Genomic DNA, 16,387 nt, shown 5'->3' on the forward strand with positions numbered 1-16,387 from the left:
AGTCGCGCACAGGCCAGGCTCCACGACACGTGGTGGCGAAGACCGCTCACCCGACGGCCCGGCGTGCAGTCTTCTGCCATGGATCCGATCGATCTGGCCATCATCGCCGAGCTGGAGCGGGACGGCCGGCTGACCGAAGTCGAGCTGGCGCAGCGGGTGGGACTCACCGCCGGGCCGTGTCTGCGGCGCGTGCGGCGTCTGGAGTCCGAGGGTGTCATCCGCGGCTACCGGGCCGTCGTCGACCCCGCGGCCGTGGGCCGCTCCTTCGAGGTGCTCGTCGACCTCAGCCTCGGGGCCCACGACGCGTCCACGGTGGAGCAGGTCGAGGAGACACTGGCCCGGGCGGAGGAGGTGATCGAGCTGAGAAGGCTCTTCGGCAGCCCGGACTACTTCGTACGCGTCGCCGTCGCCGACCTGCCCGCCTACGAGACCTTCCTCAGCCTGCACGTCATGACCCTCCCCCGGCTCAAGAACGTCACCTCGCGCTTCACGATGAAGACGGTGAAACCGGCCTGACGGGGAGCGACCCCGCCGTCCCGTTCACCAGTCGCGGGCGGCGGTCCGGAGGCGGTCGCGGACGCGGAGTACGTCGGGGTTGGTCTCGGTGCCGGGGCGCTGGACGAGGAAGAGGGTGTTCAGCGGGGGTTCCTCCGGGTCGTGGAGGAGGGTGAGGCGGCCGGAGTCGAGGTACTCCTGGCAGAGCGAGCGGGGCAGGACGCTCCAGCCGGCTCCGGCGTTGACCGCCGACAGCACGGCGTACAGGTTGGGCACGGTGACCGCGGCCCGGTGGGCGAGCTGTCTGCCGAAGATGTTCCGCCAGTAGCGGCGCACGATGGGCAGGTCCTCGGCATAGGTGACCAGGGGGACCTCGCGCAGGGCGGCGCACAGCCCGTCCTCGCCACGGGACGGGGCGGCGAGGCGCTCGGCCCAGGCGGGTGCGGCGACCAGCAGGTACTCCTCGTCGGCGAGCGGTAGGGATTCCAGACCGCGGCCGCGGGGGCGGCGCGTGGCGATGACCAGGTCGTGTCGGCCCGCCCGCATCTCCTCCAGCAGCGGCTCCGGGAGCCCCTGTGTGACACGCAGTTCGACGCCCTCGGCGACGAGGGGGACCAGCGCGGGGAGGACCCGGACGCACAGCAGCTCGGAGGGTCCGGCCAGGTGGACGGGTGCGGCCGACGCGCCGCTGTCCTCCAGGGTGGCGAGGGCGTCGAGCGGCGCGGCGATCCGGCCGGCGAGCTCCCGGGCGTACGGGGTGGGTTCCACGCCGCGCGGCAGCCGCGTGAACAGCTCGCGGCCGGTCTGCTGCTCCAGGGTGCGGATCTGCGCGGTCACGGTGGGCTGGGACAGGCCGAGCGTGGGAGCGGCGGCGGTGAAGGTGCCGGCCCGGTAGACGGCCAGGAAGGTCCGCAGCAGGTTCAGGTCGGCGTGCGCCGGGAACCGGCTGCCGGTGCCTGCCGCGGCGTCGGGAAGGTCGGGCGTCCGGGTCTTCATGACCTCCATCGTATCCACCCCTCACATCGGAGTTCCGATATCAAGGATCGGCTCCTCTATTGGTAGTCCGATGTCCGACGGGTCTAGCGTCGTGACGGTCGGCGGGCCCGCCGAACGGCGCCGCACATCGAGGTCGGCCGGGCCGCCACCGGCCGGAACCCGGCCTCCGCCGGCGGTTCGAACGACCCGCCGCCGATCCCGTACCCGAGCACTACGAAAAGGCACCCCCATGACCACGCAGAACGCGATCGACTGGCCCGAGAAGTACCTGCCCGGCACCGGCGACAACTTCGTCTCCAACGAGGTGATCGTCCAGGGCCTCACGGCCGCCCGGGTGTGGCACTACCTGACCGACACGTCCGAGTGGGAGGGCTACTACGACAACGTGGCCGACATCTCCTTCCCGCGGGGCGGCGGCCCGCGCCTCGAGGACGACCTCGCCTTCAGCTTCGGCACCTTCGGCTTCCCGCCCCTGGCCGCCCACGTGGTCGAGTTCCGGGCCCCGGCCGAGGGCACGCCCGGCCGCCTGTCCTGGACCGCGAGGCAGGACGGCACGCCCGAGGAGCGGCTCGACGTGCTGCACGCCTGGCTGGTGGAGGACCTGCCCGGCGGCCGGGTCCGCATCCTTACTCAGGAGACCCAGCTCGGTCGGCCGGCCGCGGCCCTGGCGAAGGAGCGTCCGAACCCGATGCTCAACGGCCACCAGGCCTGGCTCGACGGCCTCGTCCGCGCCGCCTCCGAGTGACCGCGCTCCGGGTGCGCCTGTCTTGGTGGCGCACCGTGCGCGTTGTCGGCACCGTGCGCGTCGTCCGCCGCACCACACGGCACGGGCCGGAGTCAGGAAATCCGCGCCGCTCCCGCTGAGACGTTTCCGCAGGTCATCGCGTGTGAAAGGTGGGGCGGGTGGGACTCGAACCCACGGCCGACGGATTATGAGTCCGCTGCTCTAACCGGCTGAGCTACCGCCCCATAGCGGCGTGTCGCGTACATGTGTGCGCGCCGTCTGCCGCAGCATAGCCGCTCATACGATCTCACGCTTCGGCTGGTCGACCTTGCACGACCACGAGGGCAACGCCCCTGGCCTGCACGGTTCCCGCCGACATGAAAAAGGACCCCCATGGGGTCCTCGATCACGTTGCTCCCCCGACTGGACTCGAACCAGTAACCTGCCGGTTAACAGCCGGCTGCTCTGCCAATTGAGCTACAGGGGACCGAGCTCCCCCGACTGGACTCGAACCAGTAACCTGCCGGTTAACAGCCGGCTGCTCTGCCAATTGAGCTACAGGGGAATGCCTCGTTTTGCATCGAACGTACTCACCTGGGTATTCGCCAGGGGGCGCTCGCTCGCTGCGACACATACATTAGCGCAAGCAGGGGGGTGCTCCGCCAATCGGTTCCCCCCGGCGCCCATGTCGTGTGCCAGGGACTACGCAAGGAGAGGATGCCGCCATGCGCTACAAGCTCACGTTCGTCGTCGGGCTGGCTCTGGGTTACGTACTGGGCACGCGTGCCGGGCGCGAGCGTTACGAGCAGTTGAAGAAGTCCGCGCGGCAGGTCGCCCAGAACCCCGCCGTGCGCAACACCGCCGAGACCGCCGCCCAGCAGGGCCGTCAGTACGCGGGCAAGGCGTACCACGCCGTCAGCGACAAGGTCGGCGACCGGATGCCGGAGTCGGTGGCGGGCCGGGTGCGGTCCCTGCGCGACCGCAACAGCAACGGCACCACCGGTGGGGATGACTGGGGCACCAGTAACACCTAGCGACGTCACCGCGGCGCCGGGAAGGTCCCGTCCCGGCGCCGCGGCGATGTGACATATGCGGCTCGTCCTCGGGGGTCCGACCAGCGAGAACGTCCCGTACTCGACAGGAGCGGGGCGTCGTCACGCTCTCCGCGGCCCAACCCGAGCGGCGCGTGCGGCAGAATTTTCGCCATGGGGATAGTCGCCGGGTTGGACAGTTCACCCGATTTCACTCGTATCGTCGTCTGCGACGCGGACACCGGAGCCGTGCTCCGGCAGGGGTATGCGCCGCATCCGATGGAAGGCGCCGAGAGTGCGGGAGGGCGGCCCTCCGATGTCGATCCGCAGGCCTGGCTGCTGTCCCTGGGCGAGGCCGCGGGCGGCGGGCTGCTCGAGGGCGTGCAGGCCATCGGCGTCTCCTCGCAGCAGAACGCCGTCGTGCCGCTGGACGCGCAGGGCAACACCGTGCGGCCGGCGATGGTCGGCGGGGACAAGCGGGCGCAGGTCGCGGCGGCCGATCTGATCGACGCGGTCGGCGGGCGCGAGGCCTGGGCGCAGGCGGTGGGCTGTGTCCCGCAGGCCGCCCAGCCGGTGACCAAGCTGCGCTGGCTGGCGAAGAACGAACCGGACGCCGCCGCCCGGACCGCCGTACTGCTCCAGGCGCACGACTGGCTGGTGTGGCAGCTCCTCGGACGGCCCGTGCGCAGGACCACCGACCGCGGCGGGGCCTCCGGGACCGGGTACTGGTCCGCCGCCACCGGCGGTTACCGGCCGGATCTCGTCGAGCTGGCGCTGGGGCACCAGGCCATGCTCCCCGAGGTGATCGGACCGTCCGAAGCGGCCGGTACGACGCCCGAGGGGCTGCTGATCTCCGCCGGGACCGGCGAGACCATGGCCGCCGCGCTGGGGCTCGGAATCGGACACGGGGACGCGGTCGTCTCGCTCGGCGCCTCCGGGTCCGTGATGGCCGTGCACCACGAGGCACTCGTCGACCAGAGCGGGATGATCACCTCGCTGGCCGACGCGACGGGCATGCATCTGCCGGTCGTCACCACCCTGAACGCCGTACGGACCCTGCGCGGGGCCGCCGAGCTGATCGGGGCGCCCGATCTGGAGGCGCTGTCGGACCTGGCGATGAAGTCGACGCCGGGGTCGCACGGGCTGGTCATGCTGCCCTATCTGGAGGGCGAGCGGACGCCGAACCTGCCGCACACGGCCGGGACCCTGGCGGGTCTGCGCCGTGAGTCGATGAAGCCCGAGCACTTCGCGCGGGCCGCCTTCGAGGGCATGCTGTGCGGCCTCGCGGACGCGCTCGACGTGCTGCGCGGCCGGGGCGTGGAGGTGCGGCGCATCTTCCTGCTCGGGGCGGCCGCCGAACTGCCCGCCGTACAGGCCGCGGCGCCCGCGCTGTTCGGCGCGCAGGTCGTCGTACCGCAGCCGGCGGACTACGCGGCGATCGGGGCGGCCCGGCAGGCGGCCTGGGCGCTCGGAGCGTCCCAGGGCACCCTGGACCCGCGTACCCCGCCGGCCTGGCAGGGGGCGGCCGCGCAGGTCCTGGACCCGGGTGAGGAACTCGCCGTGGGTCAGGCGGTGCGGCAGCAGTACGTGTCGGTGCGGGAGCAGACGCACCCGGGGGCCTTCCGCGGATGACGCCGGCACCGCGGTCGACGCGGGCGACGCGGGCGGAGGCGCGCGGGGTGCGAGGGGCGTATCGGGTGCGGGGGGCGCGTCAGGTGTGCGGCCGTGCATCCGGCTTACCCGGACGGCCGTAAGAGCACTGCTCTCAGCTTAATCAGTTGAGGTAACGCGGGTGGAGTGTTCAACGATAGGGGCCAGGGGCAACCGATGCCCCTCCTCTGCTCCTCCCCGCCGACTCCGAGAGACGTAGCGTGCTCATACGACTACTGCGGACCTATCTCAGGCCCTACAAGAAACCCATCGCCGTGCTGGTGGCGCTCCAGTTCCTCCAGACCTGCGCCACCCTCTACCTGCCCACCCTGAACGCGCACATCATCGACAACGGCGTCGTCGAGGGAGACACCGGATACATCCTGTCCTTCGGCGGCGTGATGATCGCCATCTCGCTGGCGCAGGTGGTGTGCAACATCGGCGCCGTGTACTACGGCGCCCGCACCGCCTCCGCGCTCGGGCGCGATGTGCGGGGGGCCGTCTTCGACCGGGTGCAGTCCTTCTCCGCCCGCGAGCTCGGCCAGTTCGGCGCCCCCTCGCTGATCACCCGGACCACCAACGACGTCCAGCAGATCCAGATGCTGGCCCTGATGACGTTCACGCTGATGGTGTCGGCCCCCATCATGTGCGTGGGCGGCGTCGTGCTGGCGCTCGGCCTGGACGTGCCGCTGTCCGCGGTGCTCGTCGCCGTGGTGCCGGTGCTCGGCATCTGCGTGACGCTGATCGTGCGCCGGCTGCGGCCGCTGTTCCGGTCCATGCAGGTGCGGCTGGACACCGTGAACCGGGTGCTGCGTGAGCAGATCACCGGCAACCGGGTGATCCGCGCCTTCGTCCGCGACGGGTACGAGGAGCAGCGGTTCCGCAAGGCCAACACCGATCTCACCGACATCTCGCTGAAGACGGGCAACCTGCTCGCGCTGATGTTCCCGGTGGTCATGACCACGGTGAACCTGTCGTCGATCGCGGTGGTGTGGTTCGGCGCCCACCGGATCGACAGCGGCGGGATGCAGATCGGCGATCTGACCGCGTTCCTCGCCTACCTCATGCAGATCGTCATGTCCGTGATGATGGCCACCTTCATGTTCATGATGGTGCCGCGCGCCGAGGTGTGCGCCGAGCGCATCCAGGAGGTGCTGGACACCTCGTCGTCCGTGGTTCCGCCGGTGGCTCCGGTCACCGAGCTGCGCCGGCACGGGCATCTGGAGATCCGGGGAGCCGGATTCCGCTATCCCGGCGCCGAGGAGCCGGTCCTGAAGGCCGTCGAGCTCGTGGCGCGGCCGGGCGAGACGACGGCCGTGATCGGCTCGACCGGCAGCGGCAAGTCCACCCTGCTCGGGCTGGTGCCCCGGCTGTTCGACGCCACCGAGGGCGAGGTGCTCGTCGACGGGGTGTCCGTCGCCGAGATCGACCCGGTGCTGCTGGCGAAGACCGTCGGACTCGTACCGCAGAAGCCGTACCTGTTCGCGGGCACGGTCGCCACCAACCTGCGCTACGGCAATCCGGACGCCACCGACGAGGAGCTGTGGCACGCGCTGGAGGTGGCGCAGGCCAAGGACTTCGTGAGCAAGCTGGAGATCGGCCTCGACTCCCCCATCGCGCAGGGCGGGACGAACGTATCCGGTGGCCAGCGCCAGCGGCTCGCGATCGCCCGGACGCTCGTGCAGCGGCCGGAGATCTACCTCTTCGACGACTCGTTCTCCGCGCTCGACTACGCCACCGACGCGGCGCTGCGGGCGGCGCTCGGGCGGGAGACCGCCGAGGCGACCGTGGTGATCGTCGCCCAGCGGGTGGCCACCATCCGCGACGCCGACCGGATCATCGTCCTCGACGAGGGCCTGGTCGTCGGCACGGGCACGCACCGCGAGCTCATGGCGGACAACGAGACCTACCGGGAGATCGTGCTCTCCCAGCTCACGGAAGCGGAGGCTGCCTGATGGCCGGGCCCATGGGACGCATGATGGCCGGCACCGGTCCCGACAGCCACTCGCTGGACTTCAAGGTGTCCGGCAGGCGGCTGCTCGCCCAGTTCAAGCCGGAACGGTTCACCCTCTACACGATGCTGGCCTGTGTGACGCTGAGCGTCGGCCTCAGCGTCGTCGGGCCGAAGATCCTCGGCAAGGCCACCGACCTGGTCTTCGCGGGCATCGTCGGACGGCAGATGCCGGCCGGGGCGAGCAAGGAGCAGGTCCTCGACTCGATGCGGGAGCGCGGCGAGAGCAGCGTCGCCGACATGCTCAGGAGCACCGACTTCACCCCCGGCAAGGGCATCGACTTCGGCGCGGTCGGCGAGGTCCTGCTCTTCGCGCTCGGGGTGTTCCTGGTCGCCGGTCTGCTGATGGCGGTGGCGACACGGCTGGTCAACAAGTCCGTCAACCGCACCATGTTCCGGATGCGCGAGGACGTGCAGACGAAGCTGTCCCGGCTGCCGCTGTCCTACTTCGACAAGCGTCAGCGCGGCGAGGTGCTGTCCCGCGCCACCAACGACATCGACAACATCGGGCAGACGCTCCAGCAGTCGATGGGCCAGCTGATCAACTCGCTGCTGACCGTCATCGGCGTGCTGGCGATGATGTTCTGGGTGTCGTGGATCCTGGCGCTGGTCGCGCTGGTGACCGTGCCGCTGTCGTTCGTCGTCGCCACCCGCGTGGGCAAGCGGTCGCAGCCGCACTTCGTGCAGCAGTGGCGCACCACCGGCAAGCTCAACGCCCACATCGAGGAGATGTACACCGGCCACACGCTGGTGAAGGTGTTCGGCCGCCAGGAGGAGTCGGCACGGCAGTTCGCCGAGCAGAACGACGCGCTGTACGAGGCGGGGTTCAGGGCGCAGTTCAACAGCGGGATCATGCAGCCGCTGATGATGTTCATCTCGAACCTCAACTACGTGCTGGTCGCGGTGGTCGGCGGGTTGCGCGTCGCGTCGGGTTCGCTGTCCATCGGCGATGTGCAGGCGTTCATCCAGTACTCGCGCCAGTTCTCGATGCCGCTGACGCAGCTCGCGTCGATGGCGAACCTGGTGCAGTCCGGCGTCGCCTCGGCCGAGCGGGTCTTCGAACTCCTGGACGCGGAGGAGCAGGAGGCGGACCCGGTGGCGGCGGAGCGGCCGGCCGAACTGCGCGGGCTGGTGGCGCTGGAGGGCGTGTCCTTCCGCTACGACCCGGAGAAGCCGCTGATCGAGGACCTGTCCCTGACGGTGGAGCCCGGCCACACGGTCGCCATCGTGGGCCCGACGGGCGCCGGCAAGACGACGCTGGTGAACCTGCTCATGCGGTTCTACGACGTCTCCGGCGGACGCATCACCCTCGACGGCGTCGACATCGCGCGGATGTCCCGCGACGAACTGCGCGCCGGCATCGGCATGGTGCTCCAGGACACCTGGCTGTTCGGCGGCACCATCGCGGAGAACATCGCGTACGGGGCGTCGGGCGAGGTCACCCGCGGCGAGATCGAGGAGGCGGCGCGGGCCGCGCACGCCGACCGGTTCGTCCGTACCCTTCCCGACGGCTACGACACGGTCATCGACGACGAGGGCAGCGGGGTCAGCGCCGGTGAGAAGCAGCTGATCACGATCGCGCGGGCGTTCCTGTCCGACCCGACGATCCTGGTGCTCGACGAGGCCACCAGCTCCGTCGACACCCGCACCGAGGTGCTGATCCAGAAGGCGATGGCGAAGCTGGCGCACGGGCGTACGTCGTTCGTCATCGCGCACCGGCTGTCGACCATCCGGGACGCCGACACGATCCTGGTGATGGAGAACGGCTCGATCGTCGAGCAGGGCACGCACACCGACCTGCTGGCGGCGGACGGGGCCTACGCGCGGCTGTACCAGGCGCAGTTCGCGCAGGCGCTGGCCGAGGTCGACTGACGGTCTCCTCCCCGGCGACATCCCTGGGGCGTCCACGTGGCGTCCCAGGGGCGTCTGCGGGGCTGTGCGGGGCCGCTCGCACCCGGGGGACGGCGAGCGGCTCCGCTCAGTCCAGGTAGCCCCTGAGCTGGTCCGCGAAGGCGTGGTCGCGGAGCTTGTTGAGGGTCTTCGACTCGATCTGCCGGATCCGCTCGCGCGTCACGCCGAAGATGCGGCCGATCTCCTCCAGCGTGCGCGGCCGGCCGTCCGCCAGTCCGTAGCGCAACTGGACGACCTTCCGCTCGCGTTCACCGAGGGTGGAGAGCACGGCCTCCAGGTGCTCGCGCAGCAGCAGGAAGGCCGCCGACTCGACGGGGCTGGCCGCGTCGCCGTCCTCGATGAGGTCGCCGAGGGCCACGTCGTCCTCCTCGCCCACCGGCGCGTGCAGCGAGACCGGCTCCTGGGCCAGCCGCAGGACCTCTCCGACGCGCTCCGGCAGGAGGTCGAGCTGGGCGGCGACCTCTTCCGCGGTCGGCTCGTAGCCGCGCTCCTGGAGCATCCGGCGCTGGACGCGGACGACCCGGTTGATCAGCTCGACGACATGGACCGGGACGCGGATGGTGCGGGCCTGGTCGGCCAGCGCGCGGGACATGGCCTGGCGGATCCACCAGGTGGCGTACGTGGAGAACTTGTAGCCGCGGGCGTAGTCGAACTTCTCGACCGCCCGGATCAGTCCGAGGTTGCCCTCCTGGACGAGGTCGAGCATGGTGAGCCCGCGGCCGACGTACCGCTTGGCGACGGAGACCACGAGCCGCAGGTTGGCCTCGATCAGCCGGCGCTTGGCCATACGGCCCAGGACGACCAGCCGGTCGAGGTCGAGGGCCAGTTGGCTGTCCAGGTCACTCGCGCCGCTCAGCTTCTCCTCGGCGAACAGGCCGGCCTCCACCCGCCGGGCCAGGTCGACCTCCTCGGCCGCGGTGAGCAGCGGGATGCGGCCGATCTCGCGCAGGTACTGCCGGAACAGGTCCGAGGAGGGGCTGCCGCTGTCGGTGGCCCGGGGCGGCCGGACCGGCTCGGGGGCGTCCTCGGGAGCCTCCTCCAGGACCTCGGCGGGCGGCTCGGTCTCGGGATCGGTCTCCGGCTCGGCCGGCAGCCGCGGGTGCGCCTGCCCGCGCGGCTCGGGACGGGACTCGGGACGGGACTCGGGACGGGGCTCGGGGTGGCTCTCGGGGTGGTGCGCGGCACGGTGCTGCGGGGGGACGGCGGCCAGGACGTCGGTCTCGGCGTCCGGCTCCGTGCCGTCGGCCGAACCGGTGCCGGGGGTACCGGCCGTACTCTCGGCAGTGCTGACGGTCTGGGTCAGGGTCTGGGTCTGCACGGGGGCGACCTCCAGGATGATCGCTGCTGAGGTGAGCAGCAGCGGTACTTCGGGGGCGGAGTCGGCGGCCACGCCGCGTCCGTCCGGGATCGGCCGCGCTCCGAGGACTCAGGCACCGCCCCCAGTGTGGAGTACGACACACAGCCGCCACGAGGGTCGTGCGGCGACTTTTTGAGTCCGGTCCGTGACCGCGTGATTACCCTGCCGCGCGGCGACGGCTCAGAGAGCGGACGGGCCTTCGTGCTGAAGCGCCCTGTCGTACCTGGTCAGGATCATCATCTCGTTCTGGACGGCGGCCGACTGGGCCGGGTCCGTGTGCCCGAGACGGGTCAGCGTGCCCTGGAGATCGGTGAGCCTGCGGGCCACGGCCCTGCGCCGGACCGTCACCAACTGCTCCCCCGCGTAGTTCTCGTCGACCGTGCGGCGCATGATCGCCTCCACCGCGAGTTCCGTCACCATCGCGCGGACCGCGTCGTCGGGCGCCGCCTCCCGGACCCGGACGAGGTACTCCTGGCCGTCCTTGACGCCGTACTCGGCGCCGCCCGCGTCCTGGATCGCCTGGCGTACGGCGGCGTAGGGGGCGGCCGTGAACTCGTCGATCCCGTACGCGTCGAAGGCCGGGGAGACCAGTTCGGGGCGCTGGAGCGCCAGCTTGAGCAGCTCGCGTTCGGTGGCGTAGACGGCGTTGCGGAGGTTGAGGGCGGGGCCGCCCGCGGCGGGCCGGGAGGCCGACTCGTACGGCTGCGGGCCCCGGGCCGGCGCCGGGCCCTTGCCGCCCCGGTCGCGGGCCCAACGGGCCAGCTGCGCGACCCTCTTGACGACGAACTGGGTGTCGAGGATGCCGAGCATGCCGGCCAGCTGGACGGCGACCTCGTGCTGGGCTCCGCTGTTCTTGATGCGGGCGACGATGGGCGCGGCCTCGTCGAGCGCGGCGGCGCGGCCCGCCGGGGTGTCCAGGTCGTAGCGGACGACGATCTGGCGGAGCGCGAACTCGAAGAGCGGTGTACGGGGTTCGACCAGGTCGGCGACCGCCTCGTCGCCCTTCGCCAGGCGCAGGTCGCAGGGGTCCATGTTGTCCGGCGCGATGGCGATGTACGTCTCGGCGGCGAACTTCTGGTCGTCCTCGAAGGCGCGCAGGGCCGCCTTCTGGCCGGCCGCGTCGCCGTCGAAGGTGAAGATGACGCGGGCGCTGCCGTTGTCCATGAGGAGCCGGCGGAGGATCTTGATGTGGTCGCCGCCGAAGGCCGTGCCGCAGGTGGCGATGGCGGTGGTGACGCCGGCCAGGTGGCAGGCCATGACGTCGGTGTAGCCCTCGACGACGACGGCGCGGCTGGACTTGGCGATGTCCTTCTTCGCGAGGTCGATGCCGTACAGGACCTGGGACTTCTTGTAGATCGCGGTGTCGGGCGTGTTGAGGTACTTGGGCCCGTTGTCGGCGTCGTAGAGCTTGCGCGCGCCGAAGCCGACGACCTCGCCGCCGATGTCGCGGATGGGCCACATCAGCCGGCCCCGGAAGCGGTCGATGGGCCCGCGGCGCCCCTCCTGGGACAGCCCGGAGAGGAACAGCTCCTTGTCGGTGAAGCCCTTGCCGCGCAGGAAGCGGGTGAGGTGGTCCCAGCCCTGGGGGCTGTAGCCGACGCCGAAGTGGAGGGCCGCGGCCTGGTCGAAGCCGCGCTCGGCGAGGAAGATCCGGCCGGTGTCGGCCTCGGGGCTGGTGGCGAGCTGTTCCGCGTACCACTCGGCGGCGACCTTGTGCGCCTCGACCAGCCGGATGCGTTCGCCACGCTGGTGGGCGGGGTTGTAGCCGCCCTCCTCGTAGCGCAGGGTGATGCCGGCCTGGGCGGCGAGCCGCTCGACCACCTCGGAGAAGGTGAGGTGGTCGACCTTCATCACGAACGTGATGGTGTCGCCGCCCTCCTGGCAGCCGAAGCAGTGGAACAGTCCCTTGCTCGGGCTGACCTGGAACGACGGCGACTTCTCGTCGTGGAACGGGCAGAGGCCCTTGAGGTTGCCGCCGCCCGCGTTGCGCAGCTGGAGGTACTCGGACACCACGGCGTCGATCGGGACCGCGTCCCGTACCGCCTTCACGTCCTCGTCGTTGATCCGTCCTGCCACGAGGTGATTCTACGGGGGCGCGCCGACATCCCCGGCGGGCCGTGCGGCCCACGAGCCGCCCGGGGCCGTCCGGGGGGCAGTGCCGTGCGCGGCCGACCGCGGGGGCGCGTCCGGCCGCACACGACCCGCGGCGGCCGGACGCCGACCCGGCGGGCGGGCGGAACCCGGCCTACGCCCCGAGGCCGTCCAGCGGCACCCGTGGGTCCGCCAGGGCCTCCGTGTCGATCCGCTCGCGTGAGCGGATCAGTTTCTGGATCGGCTCTGTGACGTCCCACACGTTCACGTTCATCCCGGCGAGGACGCGGCCCTCCTTCAGCCAGAACGCGATGAACTCCCGTTTGCCCGCGTCGCCGCGGATCACCACCTCGTCGTACGTCCCCGGCGGGGCCCAGCCGCTGTACTCCATGCCCAGGTCGTACTGGTCGGAGAAGAAGTAGGGCACGCGGTCGTAGGTGACGTCCTTGCCGAGCATCGCGCGGGCGGCCGCCGGTCCGCCGTTCAGGGCGTTCGCCCAGTGCTCGACGCGCAGCCGGGTGTCGAAGAGACCGTGCGGGAAGGACGCGACGTCACCGGCCGCGTAGATGTCGGGGTCGGAGGTGCGCAGCCGGGCGTCGACCGCGATCCCGCCGCCGTGCGCGCGGTCGGCGAGGGTGAGGCCGGCCGTCTCGGCGAGGCCCGTGCGGGGTGCCGCGCCGATCGCCGCGAGGACGTCGTGCGCCGGGTGCTCCTCGCCGTCGTCGGTGCGGACGGCGAGGACCATGCCGTCCTGGCCGACGATCTCGGTGAGGTGGACGCCGAAGTGGAAGCGGACGCCGTGCTCGCGGTGCAGGTCGGCGAAGACGCTGCCGAGCTCCGGTCCGAGCACGCCGTGCAGCGGGGTGGCCTCCGGTTCGACGACGGTGACCTCGGCGCCGTACTCGCGGGCCGCGGCCGCGATCTCCAGGCCGATCCAGCCGCCGCCGGCGATCACGATGTGGCCGTTGTCACGGCCGAGGGCGGCCAGGACGCCCTTGAGCCGCTCGGCGTGCGCGAGCCTGCGCAGATGGTGGACGCCGGCGAGGTCGGTGCCGGGGACGTCCAGCCGGCGGGGTTCCGCGCCGGTGGCGAGCAGCAGCTTGTCGTAGTGGACGAGCGTGCCGTCGTCACCGAAGCGGACCGTCTTCGCGGTGCGGTCGATCGCGTCGACGGTCTGGCCGAGGTGCAGCTCGATGTCGTTCTGCGCGTACCAGGCGGGCTCGTGCACGAAGACGCTCTCCCGCGTCTCCTTGCCGAGCAGGAAGCCCTTGGAGAGCGGCGGCCGCTCGTAGGGGTGGTCACGTTCGTCGCAGATCAGTATCACGCGGCCGGTGAAGCCCTCCGCCCTCAGCGTCTCGGCCGCCTTGGCGCCGGCCAGGCCTCCTCCGACGATGACAAATGTCTGATCCGCGTCGACCACGTGATGCCTCCTACCGGGGGGTCTGGGGGTCGTCCCCCAGATGACACTGTGCGTTCCGCCTCATGCGAGCGTCCCGCACGCAGCGTGATGGGGGAAGGGGGACGTGCCCGATCAGGGCACGCTGGGTCACGTTCCGGGCCCGTTCGGGCGCACCCGGTCCGCACTTGTCAGGATCTCGTCCGCTCCGTCAGACGGCCGTGCAGCGAGCGGGCCGAGGCGTCGGTGAGGGACGCGATCTGGTCGACCACGACCCGCTTGCGGGCGCGGTCGTCACCCGCCTGGTCGAACAGGGCGTGGAACTGGGGGTCCAGGCCGTCGGGGGCGCGGGCGGTGAGCGCCTCGGCCAGCTCGGTGATGACGACGCGCTGGTCGGCGCGCAGGATCTCCTGTTCGGCGCGCTGCATGACATACCGGTCGGCGACCGCCTTGAGGACCGCGCACTCCAGGCGCGCCTCGTGCGGAACGACCAGTTCGGCGCCGTAGCGGGTGAGGCTCCCGGTGCCGTACCGCGCGCGCGTGGCGGCCTCGGCGGCCAGGCAGAAGCGGCCGATGAGCTGGCTGGTGGCGTCCTTCAGCCGGGCCTGGGCGGCCGCCGTGCCGTCGTAGCCGTGCGGCCACCAGTCCTGGTCCTGGAGGCGGTCCAGGGCGGCGGCGAGCTCGGCGGGATCGGTGCCGGCCGGGACGTAACGGCCGACGGCGACCCGGAAGATCTCCTGGCGTTCCGGCTCCGCGTGCAGGCAGTCGGGGTCGATGTGCCCGGCGTGCAGGCCGTCCTCCACGTCGTGCACCGAGTACGCCACGTCGTCGGCCCAGTCCATGACCTGTGCCTCGAAGCAGGTGCGGGTGCCGGGGGCCGTCTCGCGGACCCAGTCGAAGACGGGCCTGTCGTCCTCGTAGACGCCGAACTTGGCGGAGGCCGGGTCGGTGGGGTGGGCGCCCCGGGGCCAGGGGTACTTGGTGGCGGCGTCGAGGGTGGCCCGGGTGAGGTTGAGGCCCACGGAGCCCTCGGCGGTGAAGCGTTTGGGTTCGATGCGGGTGAGGAGCCTCAGCGACTGGGCGTTGCCCTCGAAGCCGCCGCAGTCCCGCGCGAAGTCGTTCAGCGCCTGTTCGCCGTTGTGCCCGAACGGGGGGTGCCCGAGGTCGTGGGAGAGACAGGCCGCCTCGACGAGGTCCGCGTCGCAGCCGAGGGCGGCGCCGAGTTCGCGGCCCACCTGGGCGCACTCCAGGGAGTGGGTGAGGCGGGTGCGGGGGCTGGCGTCCCAGGCGTCGGTGCGGGTGCCCGGCGTGACCACCTGGGTCTTGCCGGAGAGCCTTCTCAGCGCGGAGGAGTGCAGGACGCGGGCGCGGTCTCGTTGGAAGGCGGTCCGGCCGGGGCGTTTGTCCGGCTCGGGGGCCCAGCGGGCGACTGACGTCGGGTCATAGGCGGTGTCGAGGTGTGCGGTGCCTTCCATGTCTCGACAGTAAGCGGCGCCGGTGACAATCGGGCGGCACCGGCCACCGGCCCGGCTGTCGGGTCCGACACGTCGGTGATCGCGGCGCGTCGGTGAGCTCGGTACGTCGGTGAGCTCGGCGGTTCGGTGAGCTCGGCGGTTCGGTGAGCTCGGCGGTTCGGTGAGCTCGGCGGTTCGGTGAGCTCGGCGCGTCGGCGGACCCGGCCGGGTGGCGGGGCCCGCCGGGTGGCGGGCGCGGCCGGGTGCGGGTCCTGCTGGAGCCGGGGTCAGGCCGGGTTCAGGCCGAGGCCAGTTCGGGGGTGGTGTTCGCCGGGGTCGCGCGGGTCTGGTCGTAGCGGTGCAGGAGGAGGCTCGCCATCGCCGGGTGGGTGCCCAGGGGGGCGGACGCGATCCAGGGGGCCGCCTGCGCGGACTCGGTGGCGAAGCGGCCGGGGGCCGTGAAGCAGGAGGCGACCGCCACCCGGTCGCGGCCCCGCGCGGCCAGCGCCCGCAGTGCCGCCGGGACGGTCGGGGTCGCCGTTGAGGCGTACGCCGGAACCACCGGGACGCCCAGACGGCGTGCCAGGAGACGGGCCGTGATGCGGGTGTCGACGGCCGAGTCGGGGTCACGGGAGCCCGCCGCCGCGAGGACGACCGCGCTCGTGCGGCGCTCCTGCGGGGTGAGGTCCGTCCGCCAGCCCGCCTCGACCAGGCGGGTGTACAGCGCCTCCACGAGGAACGGATGCGGCCCGAGCGGAACGGACACGCGCGCGTGCACCCGTGCCCGCGCGGCCATCTCGGGGATGTCCCGCTTGACGTGGTAGCCGCGGGCCAGCAGGAGCGGCACGAGGACGGCGTCCGTCGTGCCGTGCGCGTCGAGGTCGGCGAGCGTGTCCGTCAGCAGCGGCTCGTTGAGCTCGATGTGACCGAGGTGCACCGGCAGGCCCGGGCGCTGCTCGCGGACGCGGTCCAGCAGCGCGCGGACCGTGCTCAGCGCGCGCGGGTCGCGGCTGCCGTGGGCGACGACCACCAGCGCGGGCGGGCCGGGACGCCGGCGGCCGTCGAGCTGGACGAGGGTGAGCTGACTGGCGAGCTGGGAGCTGATCCGGTTCATGATGTGCGCCGTACTGTCGAGGTGGACTTCGGACTCGTCGTACTGAGCGGGCGACGCCTTCATGAACAGATCCTGACGGAACGAGGTTGCACCCCCGTTGCCTGACCGTCACGAGTGTTTTCCGGTCGTTCACGGCGTGCCCGGGCCCGGTGTGAGA

At 71.7% G+C, this 16,387-nt stretch carries 11 protein-coding genes, 3 tRNA genes and 1 pseudogene; 6 read left to right on the forward strand and 9 right to left on the reverse strand.

Annotation, left to right across the window (positions count from 1 at the left end; all coding sequences use genetic code 11):
• Window positions 1-78 precede the first annotated feature (78 nt).
• Window positions 79-516, forward strand: a complete 438-nt coding sequence (locus tag AOQ37_RS31395) for an Lrp/AsnC family transcriptional regulator (RefSeq protein ID WP_062649349.1) — start codon at window positions 79-81, stop codon at window positions 514-516.
• A gap of 24 nt (window positions 517-540) precedes the next feature.
• On the opposite strand, the gene AOQ37_RS31400 is transcribed toward AOQ37_RS31395, so the two are convergent.
• Complete coding sequence (locus AOQ37_RS31400) at window positions 541-1,491, reverse strand: LysR family transcriptional regulator (protein WP_107085350.1); 951 nt, start codon at window positions 1,489-1,491, stop codon at window positions 541-543.
• Between the two features lie 229 nt (window positions 1,492-1,720).
• Between AOQ37_RS31400 and AOQ37_RS31405 the strand changes: the two genes are divergently transcribed.
• Window positions 1,721-2,236 carry an SRPBCC family protein gene (locus AOQ37_RS31405; RefSeq protein WP_062649354.1) on the forward strand — a complete coding sequence of 172 codons (516 nt, stop codon included), beginning with the start codon at window positions 1,721-1,723 and terminating at the stop codon, window positions 2,234-2,236.
• A gap of 150 nt (window positions 2,237-2,386) precedes the next feature.
• Here AOQ37_RS31405 and AOQ37_RS31410 read toward each other — a convergent pair.
• The 3 genes from AOQ37_RS31410 to AOQ37_RS31420 form a co-directional block, all read right to left on the reverse strand.
• Window positions 2,387-2,460 (reverse strand) — tRNA-Ile (locus tag AOQ37_RS31410).
• A gap of 169 nt (window positions 2,461-2,629) precedes the next feature.
• Window positions 2,630-2,702: transfer RNA gene (locus AOQ37_RS31415), tRNA-Asn, on the reverse strand.
• A 5-nt stretch (window positions 2,703-2,707) separates the two neighbouring features.
• Window positions 2,708-2,780: transfer RNA gene (locus tag AOQ37_RS31420), tRNA-Asn, on the reverse strand.
• A 160-nt stretch (window positions 2,781-2,940) separates the two neighbouring features.
• Here AOQ37_RS31420 and AOQ37_RS31425 point away from each other — a divergent pair.
• The 4 genes from AOQ37_RS31425 to AOQ37_RS31440 all read left to right on the forward strand — a co-directional run bounded on the left by AOQ37_RS31425 (window position 2,941) and on the right by AOQ37_RS31440 (window position 8,779).
• Complete coding sequence (locus AOQ37_RS31425) at window positions 2,941-3,249, forward strand: hypothetical protein (RefSeq protein WP_062649356.1); 309 nt, start codon at window positions 2,941-2,943, stop codon at window positions 3,247-3,249.
• A 171-nt stretch (window positions 3,250-3,420) separates the two neighbouring features.
• Complete coding sequence (locus AOQ37_RS31430) at window positions 3,421-4,878, forward strand: xylulokinase (RefSeq protein ID WP_078890436.1); 1,458 nt, start codon at window positions 3,421-3,423, stop codon at window positions 4,876-4,878.
• A 239-nt stretch (window positions 4,879-5,117) separates the two neighbouring features.
• Window positions 5,118-6,851, forward strand: a complete 1,734-nt coding sequence (locus tag AOQ37_RS31435; RefSeq protein WP_062649360.1) for an ABC transporter ATP-binding protein — start codon at window positions 5,118-5,120, stop codon at window positions 6,849-6,851.
• Complete coding sequence (locus tag AOQ37_RS31440; RefSeq protein ID WP_062649362.1) at window positions 6,851-8,779, forward strand: ABC transporter ATP-binding protein; 1,929 nt, start codon at window positions 6,851-6,853, stop codon at window positions 8,777-8,779. The genes AOQ37_RS31435 and AOQ37_RS31440 overlap by 1 nt, the downstream gene beginning before the upstream one ends.
• Before the next feature lie 106 nt (window positions 8,780-8,885).
• On the opposite strand, the pseudogene AOQ37_RS31445 reads toward AOQ37_RS31440, so the two are convergent.
• The 5 genes and pseudogenes from AOQ37_RS31445 to AOQ37_RS31465 form a co-directional block, all read right to left on the reverse strand.
• Window positions 8,886-10,252: pseudogene (locus tag AOQ37_RS31445) on the reverse strand (sigma-70 family RNA polymerase sigma factor).
• A gap of 103 nt (window positions 10,253-10,355) precedes the next feature.
• Window positions 10,356-12,251, reverse strand: a complete 1,896-nt coding sequence (gene dnaG / locus AOQ37_RS31450; protein WP_062649366.1) for a DNA primase — start codon at window positions 12,249-12,251, stop codon at window positions 10,356-10,358.
• A 169-nt stretch (window positions 12,252-12,420) separates the two neighbouring features.
• A complete protein-coding gene (locus AOQ37_RS31455; RefSeq protein WP_062649368.1) occupies window positions 12,421-13,686 on the reverse strand; it encodes an NAD(P)/FAD-dependent oxidoreductase in 1,266 nt (421 codons plus the stop codon).
• 167 nt (window positions 13,687-13,853) lie between these two features.
• Window positions 13,854-15,137 carry a deoxyguanosinetriphosphate triphosphohydrolase gene (locus AOQ37_RS31460; protein WP_062649370.1) on the reverse strand — a complete coding sequence of 428 codons (1,284 nt, stop codon included), beginning with the start codon at window positions 15,135-15,137 and terminating at the stop codon, window positions 13,854-13,856.
• Between the two features lie 277 nt (window positions 15,138-15,414).
• Window positions 15,415-16,293, reverse strand: coding sequence for a sirohydrochlorin chelatase (locus AOQ37_RS31465; RefSeq protein WP_062649372.1), 879 nt, complete (start codon window positions 16,291-16,293; stop codon window positions 15,415-15,417).
• Window positions 16,294-16,387: the final 94 nt, after the last annotated feature.

The organism is Streptomyces maremycinicus, from assembly GCF_001184025.1.
Taxonomy (GTDB): Bacteria; Actinomycetota; Actinomycetes; order Streptomycetales; family Streptomycetaceae; genus Streptomyces; species Streptomyces maremycinicus.